Source organism: Enterobacter soli, assembly GCF_964208575.1.
Taxonomy (GTDB): domain Bacteria; phylum Pseudomonadota; class Gammaproteobacteria; order Enterobacterales; family Enterobacteriaceae; genus Enterobacter; species Enterobacter soli_A.
Map to the genome: position 1 here is coordinate 24,763 of NZ_CAXOFU010000015.1, position 11,865 is coordinate 36,627.

At 56.3% G+C, this 11,865-nt stretch carries 13 protein-coding genes; 7 read left to right on the plus strand and 6 right to left on the minus strand.

Translation table 11 applies throughout. From position 1 onward, the window contains the following. Positions 1-4: 4 nt before the first annotated feature. The 3 genes from bglB (at position 5) to AB6V08_RS15605 (ending at position 2,129) form a co-directional block, all read left to right on the plus strand. The gene (bglB, locus tag AB6V08_RS15595; protein WP_368543739.1) at positions 5-1,144 is read left to right on the plus strand and encodes a beta-galactosidase BglB; all 1,140 of its coding nucleotides are present in this window, start codon (positions 5-7) and stop codon (positions 1,142-1,144) included. 213 nt (positions 1,145-1,357) lie between these two features. Further along, complete coding sequence (locus tag AB6V08_RS15600) at positions 1,358-1,645, plus strand: hypothetical protein (RefSeq protein WP_368543740.1); 288 nt, start codon at positions 1,358-1,360, stop codon at positions 1,643-1,645. Positions 1,646-1,691: 46 nt separating this feature from the next. Then, a complete protein-coding gene (locus tag AB6V08_RS15605; protein WP_368543741.1) occupies positions 1,692-2,129 on the plus strand; it encodes a DUF3421 domain-containing protein in 438 nt (145 codons plus the stop codon). A gap of 46 nt (positions 2,130-2,175) precedes the next feature. Here AB6V08_RS15605 and argS read toward each other — a convergent pair whose 3' ends face one another. Next, positions 2,176-3,909 (minus strand): arginine--tRNA ligase, encoded by a 1,734-nt coding sequence (gene argS / locus AB6V08_RS15610; RefSeq protein WP_368543742.1) that lies wholly within the window; start codon positions 3,907-3,909, stop codon positions 2,176-2,178. A 239-nt stretch (positions 3,910-4,148) separates the two neighbouring features. Here argS and AB6V08_RS15615 point away from each other — a divergent pair, with 239 nt between their 5' ends. Next, on the plus strand, positions 4,149-4,718 hold the full coding sequence (locus AB6V08_RS15615) for a VOC family protein (protein ID WP_368543743.1): 570 nt from the start codon (positions 4,149-4,151) through the stop codon (positions 4,716-4,718). Between the two features lie 69 nt (positions 4,719-4,787). Then, positions 4,788-5,531, plus strand: coding sequence for a copper homeostasis protein CutC (gene cutC, locus AB6V08_RS15620; RefSeq protein ID WP_368543744.1), 744 nt, complete (start codon positions 4,788-4,790; stop codon positions 5,529-5,531). A gap of 258 nt (positions 5,532-5,789) precedes the next feature. Here the strand turns inward: cutC and cmoB are convergent, their stop codons facing one another. From cmoB to AB6V08_RS15645, 5 genes are read right to left on the minus strand one after another with little or no spacing between them, the layout of a single operon-like run. Next, positions 5,790-6,761 carry a tRNA 5-methoxyuridine(34)/uridine 5-oxyacetic acid(34) synthase CmoB gene (gene cmoB, locus AB6V08_RS15625; RefSeq protein ID WP_368543745.1) on the minus strand — a complete coding sequence of 324 codons (972 nt, stop codon included), beginning with the start codon at positions 6,759-6,761 and terminating at the stop codon, positions 5,790-5,792. After that, on the minus strand, positions 6,758-7,501 hold the full coding sequence (gene cmoA / locus AB6V08_RS15630) for a carboxy-S-adenosyl-L-methionine synthase CmoA (RefSeq protein ID WP_368543746.1): 744 nt from the start codon (positions 7,499-7,501) through the stop codon (positions 6,758-6,760). The genes cmoB and cmoA overlap by 4 nt, the downstream gene beginning before the upstream one ends. Positions 7,502-7,541: 40 nt before the next feature. Beyond that, positions 7,542-7,937, minus strand: a complete 396-nt coding sequence (locus AB6V08_RS15635; protein WP_368543747.1) for an MAPEG family protein — start codon at positions 7,935-7,937, stop codon at positions 7,542-7,544. A 51-nt stretch (positions 7,938-7,988) separates the two neighbouring features. Then, the gene (locus AB6V08_RS15640) at positions 7,989-8,807 is read right to left on the minus strand and encodes a DUF72 domain-containing protein (RefSeq protein WP_368543748.1); all 819 of its coding nucleotides are present in this window, start codon (positions 8,805-8,807) and stop codon (positions 7,989-7,991) included. After that, entirely contained in the window at positions 8,804-9,370 is a 567-nt protein-coding gene (locus tag AB6V08_RS15645) for a hydrolase (RefSeq protein ID WP_368543749.1), read from the minus strand. The genes AB6V08_RS15640 and AB6V08_RS15645 overlap by 4 nt, the downstream gene beginning before the upstream one ends. Before the next feature lie 266 nt (positions 9,371-9,636). On the opposite strand from AB6V08_RS15645, the gene aspS reads away from it, so the two are divergent. Next, the gene (gene aspS / locus AB6V08_RS15650; protein ID WP_368543750.1) at positions 9,637-11,409 is read left to right on the plus strand and encodes an aspartate--tRNA ligase; all 1,773 of its coding nucleotides are present in this window, start codon (positions 9,637-9,639) and stop codon (positions 11,407-11,409) included. Position 11,410: 1 nt separating this feature from the next. Then, a complete protein-coding gene (gene nudB / locus AB6V08_RS15655; RefSeq protein WP_368543751.1) occupies positions 11,411-11,854 on the plus strand; it encodes a dihydroneopterin triphosphate diphosphatase in 444 nt (147 codons plus the stop codon). Positions 11,855-11,865: the final 11 nt, after the last annotated feature.

Below are 11,865 nucleotides of genomic sequence, written 5' to 3' on the forward strand. Positions count from 1 at the left end.
GATGATGAAAGTTTGGCCTGTCAAACATAGCCCGCTGCTGCGTCAGCCCGAGCGCTTTATCGCCAGGGACGAGCTGAAATCCCTGATTCAGAAAGTGACGCACAATCTTGTCAATATTCACGATAAAACGGGTGAGTTCTTGCTGCGACTGGACGACGGGCGCGTGATAGACACCAAAGGCTGGGCAGGGTGGGAGTGGACGCACGGCGTCGGGCTTTACGGTATCTGGCAGTACTACTGCCAGACCGGCGACGAGCAGATGCGCGACATCATTGACCGCTGGTTCGCCGACCGCTTTGCCGAAGGGGCGACCACCAAAAACGTCAATACCATGTCGCCGTTCCTGACCCTCGCGTATCGCTATGAAGAGAGCAAAAACCCAGCCTGGCTGCCGTGGCTGGAGAGCTGGGCGGAGTGGGCGATGAACGAGATGCCGCGCACCGTTCACGGCGGTATGCAGCACATCACCCTGGCGGAAGAGAATCATCAGCAGATGTGGGATGACACACTGATGATGACGGTACTGCCGCTGGCGAAGATCGGTAAATTGCTCAACAGGCCGGAGTACGTTGAAGAGGCGATTTACCAGTTCCTGCTGCATGTGCAAAACCTGATGGATCGGGAAACCGGACTGTGGTTCCACGGCTGGAGCTACGACGGGCAGCACAACTTCGCTAACGCCCGCTGGGCGCGCGGGAACAGCTGGCTGACGATCGTTATCCCGGACTTCCTCGAGCTGGTGGATTTACCGGAAACCAGCGCCGTGCGCCGCTATCTGGTTCAGGTGCTGAACGCGCAGATTGCGGCGCTGGCCCAGTGTCAGGACGACTCCGGGCTGTGGCACACGCTGCTCGACGATCCGAACTCCTATCTCGAAGCCTCCGCCACGGCCGGGTTTGCCTACGGCATTCTGAAAGCCGTGCGCAAGCGCTACGTCGGGGCGGAATACGCGGAGGTTGCCGAAAAAGCGATTCGCGGCATTGTGAAGAATATTTCCCCGGAAGGGGAGCTGCTGCAAACGTCCTTCGGGACGGGGATGGGCAGCGACCTTGAGTTTTATCGCCAGATCCCGCTCACCTCGATGCCCTACGGGCAGGCGATGGCGATACTGTGCCTGACGGAATATTTACGGAAGTATTTCTGAATTCAGAATACCGAAAGCCTCTTTTAAAAAGAGGCTTTTTTATTGGTGGTGTGAATGTGAATTGCTAAATATATTTTCACTGTTAATGAGTTTGCGAATTAATTAAGTTTTATATGATGAAGTGTGATTTCACACACAATATGAATTAAGTATCTGCCGTATTTTTATTTCGCCTTAAGAGAAAGTTCTCAATGAAATACAAGGAGAAGTATTATGAGTCATTCAGTTGGTGGTGTGAACATTACTCCTGCGGTAAATATGAATGCGGAAAAAATGTCTGATGAACAAATCGATATTTTCCAGCGTGCATTCGCCGATATTGATGGCCTTGAAGTTTTCCCGTATATGTACGTAGGGTCGCAGGTGGTAGCCGGCGTCCTTCATACCTATATCGCCTCAAAACGCCCAATCTATCCGGGGTCGCAGGCCTCGCTGGCTAAAGTGGTCATCTGGCAGCATCCTGATAACGTCATTTCAATTAATACTATCACTGATATTTAATCGTCGTCCCTCGCGAATGAAGTGCAATTAAATAAGGAGTGTTATTATGTGGAAGTTATCTACTGATATTTGTATTGCAATGGATTCACCGGTAGCGGGTTATGAAAATAATGCGCCGGGTACAAATAAAGCGATTCCTCTTTATATTATTCGTGCCAAATTTAATGGCGGTATTCATCCGGGTAAATTGGTTTATGGGTTTGGCGCCTATATTCCCTGGGGCGGGTCTGAACACAGCTGTCGCGAATTTGAACTTTACGTGGGGCCGGTGAAATGGGTTCCCGTGAAAGGGCATGCGATCCCCAAAGGGGCGATTGAGGCTGGACGCGAAGCCGACGGCAAACCGCTCTACGTCGCAAGGGCAAAATTCGCGAATGGGCTGTTTGTGGGCAAAGCGGGTACACACCTGCGCAAAGGCGGCAGCATTAGCTATCAGGATAAAGAGTGGGACGTAGATGATTACGAAGTGCTTGTAGCCGGGTAACTATCAGCGAAAGAGAAACGTCCGCCCCGGGAGGCGGACGTTTTTATTACATACGTTCTACGGTTTCGATACCCAGGGTATCCAGACCCAGCTTCAGGGTCTTCGCCGTCAGCTGCGCCAGCTTCAGGCGGCTGTTGCGAACGCCTTCGTTTTCGGCAGACAGAATAGGGCAGTGTTCGTAGAAGCCAGAGAACAGGCCCGCCAGGTCGTACAGGTAAGAACACATCACGTGCGGCGTCCCTTCACGAGCAACCACCGCCAGCGTTTCTTCGAACTGCAGCAGACGCGCGGCCAGCTGGGCTTCACGATCTTCGCTAATCACCACCGCGGCATTCGCCAGCGCGCTTTCGTCGATGTCGGCCTTGCGGAACACGGACAGCACGCGGGTATAGGCGTATTGCATGTACGGCGCGGTGTTACCTTCAAACGCCAGCATGTTGTCCCAGTCGAACACGTAGTCGGTGGTGCGGTTCTTGGAGAGATCCGCGTATTTCACCGCACCGATACCCACCGCGTTCGCCAGTTTTTCCAGCTCATCAGCAGGCATATCCGGGTTCTTCTCGGCAACCAGACGGCGCGCGCGTTCCAGCGCTTCGTCCAGCAGGTCAGACAGCTTCACCGTACCGCCCGCGCGGGTTTTAAACGGCTTGCCGTCTTTACCCAGCATCATGCCGAACATGTGGTGTTCCAGCGGAACCGAATCAGGCACATAGCCCGCTTTACGAACGATAGTCCACGCCTGCATCAGGTGCTGGTGCTGGCGGGAGTCAATGTAGTACAGCACGCGGTCGGCGTGAAGGTTTTCGTAGCGATACTTCGCGCAGGCGATATCGGTGGTGGTGTAGAGGTAGCCGCCATCCTTTTTCTGGATGATGACGCCCATCGGTTCGCCTTCCTTGTTTTTGTACTCATCAAGGAACACCACCGTTGCGCCTTCGCTCTCAACCGCCAGACCTTTGGATTTCAGATCCGCCACAATGCCCGGCAGCATTGGGTTGTACAGGCTTTCGCCCATCACATCGTCACGGGTCAGGGTGACGTTAAGACGGGTATAGGCCAGCTGGTTCTGCGACATGGTGATGTCGACCAGCTTGCGCCACATTTCGAGGAAGTACGGGTCGCCGCCCTGCAGCTTCACCACGTAGCTGCGCGCGCGCTCGGCGAAGGCTTCGTCTTCGTCGTAGTGCTTCTTCGCTTCACGGTAGAAACCTTCGAGATCCGCCAGCGCCATTTCGCCCGCGTTTTCCTGCTGCTGCTTCTCTAAATAGGCAATCAGCATCCCGAACTGGGTGCCCCAGTCGCCCACGTGGTTCGCGCGGATCACCTTATGACCGAGGAACTCCAGCGTGCGCACGGCCGCGTCGCCGATGATGGTCGAGCGCAGGTGGCCTACGTGCATCTCTTTCGCCACGTTTGGCGCAGAGTAGTCGATCACGATGGTCTGCGGTTCTGGCTTCGTTACGCCCAGACGCTCTGATTTCAGCGCCGCGTCAACGTTGCTGGCGAGGAACGCCGGGTCGAGGAAGATATTGATAAAACCCGGACCGGCAATTTCAGTTTTGCTGGCGATACCGGCCAGATCCAGATGAGTCAGTACCTGCTCAGCGAGTTGTCGCGGTGGCATGCCCAGTTTTTTAGCCACTGCCATCACGCCATTAGCCTGATAGTCGCCAAACTGTACTTTTGCTGACTGACGAACCTGCGGTTCGCAATCCGCAGGGGCGCCTGCGGCAATCAGTGCCTGACTGACTTTTTCTGAGAGAAGAGCCTGAATATTCACCTGGATACCTTACGTTTTTGATGCGAATTCACGAACACCCGCACCCGTTTAAGAATTTAGGGCGGGAGTATACTGCAAATGCCCTCTGGCGTCAGCACTGCGCGGGGCGAAGATTGTACAGAATCCAGGCTAAGACAGCGTGCATAATCATGCAGTCATAAAAACCGTCAATCGGCGGTTGGTTGCCGCGGCGCAACAGAGTAAATTAGCGGCTTTGCGACACCCTGAGAGGCTTTTTTATGGCGAACTGGCAATCAATTGACGAACTGCATGATATTTCCGCAGATCTCCCGCGTTTCACCCAGGCGTTCACAGAACTTTCCACCCGCCTGGGACTGGACATTGCGCCGCTTGAAGCCGATCACATTTCCCTGCGCTGCCACCAGAATGCGACCGCAGAGCGCTGGCGTCGCGGCTTCGAGCAGTGCGGTGAACTGCTCTCCGAGAACATCATCAACGGACGCCCGATCTGCCTGTTCAAGCTGCACGAACCGGTGTGCGTCGCGCACTGGCAGTTCAGCGTGGTGGAGCTGCCCTGGCCGGGTGAAAAGCGCTACCCGCACGAAGGCTGGGAGCACATCGAAATCGTCCTGCCGGGCGAGCCGGAGACCCTCAACGCCCGCGCCCTGGCGCTGCTGTCAGACGACGGGCTGAGCAAGCCGGGCACCTTCGTTAAAACCAGCTCTCCGAAGGGCGAGCGCGAACGTCTGCCGAACCCAACCCTTGCGGTGACGGACGGGCAGGTGACGGTGAAGTTTCATCCCTGGACGATTGAACAGATCGTAGCCAGTGAAGCGGACGAGATGTGAGTTCACGCCGGGATCAAAAACCGCGTGCGTGGCATGATGATTCGTTGAGTTGAATTTAAGGAGGATTGAATGGCGCTGCTGGAGATTTGCTGTTACAGCGTGGAGTGTGCCGTAACGGCGCAAGAGCGGGGAGCCGATCGTATCGAACTGTGCGCGGCCCCGAAAGAAGGAGGGCTAACGCCCTCATACGGAATGCTGAAATCTGCACGTCAGCACGTTTCAATCTCGGTTCACCCCATCATCCGCCCGCGGGGCGGTGATTTTTGTTACACGGCGGGCGAGTTCAGTGCCATGCTTGAAGATATCGCCCTCGTTCGCGACCTCGGCTTTCCCGGGCTGGTGATTGGCCTGCTTGAGGAAGACGGCAGCGTCGATATGCCGCGAATGCGTCAGGTTATGGCGGCGGCAGGCGGGCTGGCGGTCACTTTCCATCGCGCTTTTGATATGTGCAAAAACCCGCTGCAAGCCTTTGATAATTTGGCAGAACTGGGTGTGGCGCGCGTCCTGACATCGGGCCAGCAGTCGTCTGCTGAAAAAGGATTGAAATTAATTACGGAACTAAAGGCACATTCCGGTGTTCTAAAAATAATGGCAGGCGCAGGAGTTCGCGCCAGCAATCTGGAACTGTTTTTAAACGCAGGGGTAGAGGAGCTGCATAGCTCCGCAGGCAAGTGGACGCCATCGCCCATGCGTTATCGCAATACAGGGTTGTCTATGTCGACGGATGCCGAAGCGGATGAGTATTCACGTTACGGTGTAGATGGAGAGTCGGTTGCGGTAATGAAATCGATGATTGAACGTCACCACGTGTAGCAACGTACCGATTTTTACCGCGCATCATGTCGCCCAATATGATGCTTGCTTGTACCAGGCCCCTGCAATTTCAACAGGGGCCTTTTTTTCTCCTGCATATTTCAAGCCGCAGCCGCGTTGGCCGCCTCGCTCACCCCGGTCACTTACTCGTGTAAGCTCCCGGGGATTCGCTGCGTTGCCGCCTTGCTGCAGCTTGAACTATTTTGGAGAAAGCATACGAGTAGGCCGGGTAAGGCGCAGCCGCCACCCGGCACAAAACTACGGCTTCGTCGCAATCAGCACCGCGCGCATCGGTGCCGGATACCCTTCAATGGTTTTGCTATGATCCGACGGGTCGAGGAACTGCTCCAGCGATTCCGTAATCATCCAGTCGGTGCGGCGCTGCTCTTCGATGGACGTCACGCTCACGTCCGCGATACGCACATCCACAAACCCGCACTTCTCCAGCCAGTTTTTCAGCGCCAGCGCGGACGGAATAAAGTACACGTTACGCATCTGCGCATAGCGATCGCCGGGCACCAGAACGGTGTTTTCGTCGCCTTCAACGACCAGCGTTTCCAGCACCAGCTCGCCGCCGCTGACCAGCTGATCTTTCAGCTGCCACAGATGCTCCAGCGGAGAACGGCGGTGGTACAGCACGCCCATCGAGAACACGGTATCAAAAGCCTTAAGCGCCGGGAGCTGCTCAATCCCCAGCGGCAGCAGGTGCGCGCGCTGGTCATTGCCAAGCAGCTTACGCACCGCTTCAAACTGACACAGGAACAGCTGCATCGGATCGATGCCGACCGCCAGATGCGCGCCTGCGCCAATCATGCGCCACATGTGGTAACCGCTGCCGCAGCCCACGTCCAGAATGGTACGACCGCTGAGATCGGACAGGTGAGGCAACACGCGATCCCACTTCCAGTCAGAACGCCATTCCGTATTAATGTTCACACCGTACAGGGAGAAAGGCCCCTTGCGCCACGGCATCAGGTTGCGCATCAGCGTTTCGATGCGGTTGGTCTGCCCGGCGGAGAGCGGCTCTTCGCTTTCGGCGGTCACGCTGTGCAGCAGATCCAGACGATGCGGCTTCAGCTCGGGTAAAAACTCCACCGCGTTTGCCCACTGCTTTAACAGGCCGTGCTGCTGGTCGCGCTGCCAGGTGGCGATCTGCGCGGGCAGGGTTTCCAGCCAGTGGGAAAGGTGATTTTTGGCGATTAACTGATAGAAATTACCGAACTCGATCATGCCGCATCCCCGTCTTTCAGCGCCACAAGAGAGCCAAAGTTAAAGCACTGGAACCACAGTTCGCTATGCTCAAAACCGGCGCTGCGCAGGCGCGCTTTGTGGGTTTCGACGGAGTCGGTCAGCATCACGTTCTCGAGCATGCTGCGCTTCTGGCTGATCTCCAGCTCGCTGTAGCCGTTGGCACGCTTGAAATCGTGGTGCATGTTGAACAGCAGCTCGCCCACGTCGGCATCTTCAAAGCTGAACTTCTCGGACAGCACCAGCGCGCCGCCAGGATTCAGCCCTTTGTAAATCTTATCCAGCAGCAGCTGGCGATCTTCCGGCACCAGGAACTGCAGGGTGAAGTTCAGCACGACCATGGACGCGTTGTTGATGTCGATATCGCGGATATCGCCTTCAACAACCTCGACCGGCGTCGGGGCTTTATAGGCGTCGATATGGCGACGGCAGCGTTCAACCATCGCCGGAGAGTTATCAACGGCGATGATTTTACAGCCTTCGTGATGAACGTTACGACGTACCGACAGCGTTGCTGCGCCAAGCGAACAACCCAGGTCATAAACCTGCGTGCCGGGCTGAACGAAGCGCTCAGCCAGCATCCCAATCATAGAAACAATATTGGAGTAACCTGGGACAGAGCGCTGGATCATGTCGGGGAAGACTTCGGCTACCCGTTCATCAAAGGTCCAGTCGCCCAGGCTGGCGATAGGCGCGGAAAAAAGCGTGTCGCGATCAGACATAACGTAAAAATCCGGGAAAAATAAAGTGGCGTATTGTGCGCTAACGGAAGGAGAAAACCAACTCCCACGGCATATACCAAAGGTTAGCCAGCACCATCAGCAAAAGCGAGCACCAGGTTGCGCTCATGCCGGAACGACGCCAGCGGAATAAGCGATGGTGAAAACCGTAATAATGCATTAACCGACCGGAAATCAGCAGCAGCCCGCAGACGTGAATCATCCAGGTCTCGGCGCCGTTCATTTCCATAAACAGCAGCAGGATCAATGCGACGGGAATGTACTCAACGGCATTGCCGTGGACGCGGATCGCCACCTGCAGCTCGGAAAATCCACCGTCGCCGTAGGCAACGCGGTACTGCATCCTCAGGCGCACAACGTCAAACGAAAACTTAATCAGCAGTAATGCACCTAACACCGCATAGAGCGCGCTGACCATACTAACTCCCTGTTTTTGGCAGATGGCACGTCTATATGATAGGGGGTGATATCAGAAAAGAGAAGATTGTTGTGGGATGGCTGGAGCGTCGCCCACCGACGGAACCGCATTCCGCAAGGCCTGCCAGAGAGCATCGACCAGTTCAGGGGCCTGGGCGATATCCGGCGTGTGTAAAAACAGATACGGCGTGGTGGTTTGTTCCCATTTCGCTAACGTTTGCAGCCAGACGGCGAACATCTCGATGTTTTGCTGCATATTGTCGCTGCCGATAAACCGCACCATCGGGTTATGCGCGGTCACAACGGCGTGTACCGGCACCTTTGGCTTCTTACGCTGCGCGTCGATAATGGCTTCATTGTGCGCAACGGCGCTGTGCACCGGCCGGCTGTCGAGGATTGTGCGGTTTACCACGCGCGCATGCAGACCGCGATTCAGCGCTTTTTCAGCCTCGCCTTTCGCAAAAAACTCAGGGTGCCGCACTTCCACGCCGTAGGTAAATTCACGGGGGAGTGCGTCGAGGAATTGCCACAGGGCGGGCAGGTCGCGCGGGCTAAAGGCGGCAGGGAGCTGGAGCCAGTACTGCCCAATCCGGTTCGCCAGCGGTGACATGCGGGTGAAGAACTCTTCGGTTAAATCTCCGCAGTTTCGCAGCGCGGCGGTGTGGGAGATGGTCGCCGGAAATTTAAAGCAAAAGCGGAAATCATCGGTGGTCTGCTCGCGCCAGCGTTCGACGATCTCCGCCCGGGGCAGGGCGTACAGCGTGGTATTGCCCTCAACGCAGTTGAAGTGTTGGGCATAGATTTCAAGGCTGGTAATGCCAAGGCGCACCCACTTTGGGTGCGACCACTGGGGCAGGCCCACGTACATCATAGGGCGCTTAAAATCTCTTCGGTGCTGCGCACGCGGCCAATGCGCGGGAATATATGGGTCATGCTGCCCTGGTGCTGTTCGGCGGAGCCGGCGCTGCATGCGTCTTCCGCAATTACCAGGTTAAAGCCTAATTCCCAGGCGTTGCGGGCGGTGGATTCCACGCCGATGTTGGTGGAGATGCCGCACAGGATAATGGTGTCGATGCCGCGACGGCGCAGCTGCAGCTCCAGGTCGGTGCCGTAGAATGCGCCCCACTGGCGTTTTGTCACTTCGATATCACTGTCGCGCTTGCCCAGCGAAACCGGATAGATCCACCAGTTTTCCGGCAGCGCGTGGCCTGCGGCCTGGGCGTCAACGGGCTGTTTCAACGCTTCGGCGAAATCAGCCGACCAGCCGACGCGCACCATAATGACAGGCGAACCGCTGGCGCGGCATTTTTCTGCCAGGCGAGCGGCGCGGGTGACCACCTCGTCAGCGGTGTGCGGGCCACCGGCAAAAGGCAGGATCCCTTCCTGCAAATCAATTACCACGAGGGCGGTTTTAGCGGTATCGAGTGTGAACATAGTAACTCCAGTTAAATAAACAGCCTGGGCAACACCTTACGATGTTCTTGCCTGTTATCGGTCGGATAATTTTGTTAATTTTTGTGAGAATGCGCAATAAGAGCACAGCAAACGTGCGTCTGGCCGTGCTTCACTCTTATCGTCTGGCGGAATTTCCAGTATAATAGCCGCCTTTTTTCATCCAGTTGTGACATACAGTTAAAGCTGCGACAAAGTAGCCTGAAACAGAGGCGACAATCAGCCTGCGGCTAATTAAGGGATATCTCATGCGTACAGAATATTGCGGGCAGCTGCGTCAGTCCCACGTCGGGCAGCAGGTCACCCTGTGTGGTTGGGTCAATCGTCGTCGTGATCTTGGTAGCCTTATCTTCATCGATATGCGCGACCGCGAAGGTATCGTGCAGGTGTTCTTCGATCCGGATCGCGCCGAGGCGTTGAAGCTGGCTTCTGAGCTGCGTAATGAGTTCTGCATTCAGGTCACCGGCACCGTGCGTGCGCGTGACGAGAAAAACATCAACGCAGACATGGCGACCGGCGCAATCGAAGTGCTGGCGTCTGACCTGGTTATCATCAACCGCGCAGAAGCACTGCCGCTGGACTCTAACCACGTCAACACCGAAGAAGCGCGTCTGAAATACCGCTATCTGGATCTGCGTCGCCCGGAAATGGCCCAGCGCCTGAAAACCCGTGCGAAAATCACCAGCCTGGTGCGCCGCTTTATGGACGACCACGGTTTCCTCGACATCGAAACCCCGATGCTGACCAAAGCCACGCCGGAAGGCGCGCGCGATTACCTGGTCCCGTCCCGCGTTCATAAAGGCAAATTCTACGCGCTGCCGCAGTCTCCACAGCTGTTCAAACAGCTGCTGATGATGTCCGGCTTCGACCGCTACTATCAGATTGTTAAATGCTTCCGTGACGAAGACCTGCGCGCTGACCGTCAGCCTGAATTCACCCAGATCGACGTCGAAACCTCCTTCATGACCGCCGAGCAGGTGCGTGAAGTGATGGAAGCGCTGGTGCGCGGCCTGTGGAACGACGTGAAGGGCGTTGAGCTGGGCGACTTCCCAATCATGACCTTCGCCGAAGCGGAACGTCGCTACGGCTCTGATAAGCCAGACCTGCGTAACCCGATGGAGCTGGTGGACGTAGCTGACCTGCTGAAATCCGTTGAGTTCGCGGTGTTCGCTGGCCCGGCTAACGATCCAAAAGGCCGCGTGGCTGCGCTGCGCGTTCCTGGCGGTGCGGCGCTGAGCCGTAAGCAGATCGACGACTACGGCAACTTCATTAAGATCTACGGCGCCAAAGGTCTGGCCTATATTAAGGTGACCGAGCGTGCGAAAGGTCTGGAAGGCATCACCAGCCCGGTGGCGAAATTCCTGAACGCAGAAATCATTGAAGCGATCCTTGAGCGCACCGGCGCGCAGGACGGCGATATGATCTTCTTCGGCGCGGACAACAAGAAAGTGGTTGCCGACGCGATGGGCGCGCTGCGTCTGAAGCTGGGTAAAGATCTGAACCTCACCGACGAAAGCAAATGGGCGCCGCTGTGGGTTATCGACTTCCCAATGTTTGAAGACGACGGTGAAGGCGGCCTGACCGCAATGCACCACCCGTTCACCTCGCCAAAAGACATGAGCGCGGCAGAGCTGAAGGCTGCACCGGAAGACGCGGTCGCTAATGCTTACGACATGGTGATCAACGGCTACGAAGTGGGCGGCGGCTCTGTGCGTATTCACAACGGTGAAATGCAGCAGACCGTGTTCGGCATTCTGGGCATCAACGAGCAAGAGCAGCGCGAGAAGTTCGGCTTCCTGCTGGACGCGCTGAAATACGGTACGCCTCCGCACGCGGGTCTGGCATTCGGTCTTGACCGTCTGACCATGCTGCTGACCGGCACCGACAACATTCGTGATGTTATCGCATTCCCGAAAACCACGGCTGCGGCGTGTCTGATGACCGAAGCGCCAAGCTTTGCTAACCCGGCCTCTCTGGCCGAGCTGGGCATTGAAGTGGTCAAGAAGGAAGAGAAAAACTGATATGGCATATAAGCGTCCCGTTTCTGTCTTAGTTGTAATTTACGCCCAGGACACGAAGCGGGTGCTGATGTTGCAGCGGCGCGACGACCCTGATTTCTGGCAGTCGGTTACCGGCAGCCTGGAAGAGGGTGAAACTGCGCCGCAGGCCGCCGCGCGTGAAGTAAAGGAAGAGGTCACCATTGATGTTGCTCGCGAGCAACTGACCCTGAAGGACTGTCAGCGCACGGTGGAGTTTGAAATTTTTAGCCATTTACGTCATCGCTATGCTCCGGGTATCGAGCGCAATACGGAATCGTGGTTCTGTCTCGCGCTCCCCCACGAACGGGAGATCGTGTTCACGGAACACCTGACCTACCGCTGGGTGAATGCGGCGGATGCCGCTGCACTGACCAAGTCGTGGAGCAACCGGCAGGCGATTGAAGAATTTGTAATTAACGTAGCCTGAGAAGGCGCGAT

Bases quoted from the DNA above. Each gene is read 5' to 3' on its own strand.
- AB6V08_RS15615 (WP_368543743.1), top strand. From the start codon at position 4,149: ATGGCGAACTGGCAATCAATTGACGAACTGCATGATATTTCCGCAGAT.
- cmoB (WP_368543745.1), bottom strand. From the start codon at position 6,761: ATGATCGAGTTCGGTAATTTCTATCAGTTAATCGCCAAAAATCACCTT.
- AB6V08_RS15645 (WP_368543749.1), bottom strand. From the start codon at position 9,370: ATGTTCACACTCGATACCGCTAAAACCGCCCTCGTGGTAATTGATTTG.
- nudB (WP_368543751.1), top strand. From the start codon at position 11,411: ATGGCATATAAGCGTCCCGTTTCTGTCTTAGTTGTAATTTACGCCCAG.
- aspS (WP_368543750.1), top strand. From the start codon at position 9,637: ATGCGTACAGAATATTGCGGGCAGCTGCGTCAGTCCCACGTCGGGCAG.
- AB6V08_RS15635 (WP_368543747.1), bottom strand. From the start codon at position 7,937: ATGGTCAGCGCGCTCTATGCGGTGTTAGGTGCATTACTGCTGATTAAG.
- AB6V08_RS15640 (WP_368543748.1), bottom strand. From the start codon at position 8,807: ATGATGTACGTGGGCCTGCCCCAGTGGTCGCACCCAAAGTGGGTGCGC.
- cutC (WP_368543744.1), top strand. From the start codon at position 4,788: ATGGCGCTGCTGGAGATTTGCTGTTACAGCGTGGAGTGTGCCGTAACG.
- AB6V08_RS15605 (WP_368543741.1), top strand. From the start codon at position 1,692: ATGTGGAAGTTATCTACTGATATTTGTATTGCAATGGATTCACCGGTA.
- bglB (WP_368543739.1), top strand. From the start codon at position 5: ATGAAAGTTTGGCCTGTCAAACATAGCCCGCTGCTGCGTCAGCCCGAG.
- AB6V08_RS15600 (WP_368543740.1), top strand. From the start codon at position 1,358: ATGAGTCATTCAGTTGGTGGTGTGAACATTACTCCTGCGGTAAATATG.
- cmoA (WP_368543746.1), bottom strand. From the start codon at position 7,501: ATGTCTGATCGCGACACGCTTTTTTCCGCGCCTATCGCCAGCCTGGGC.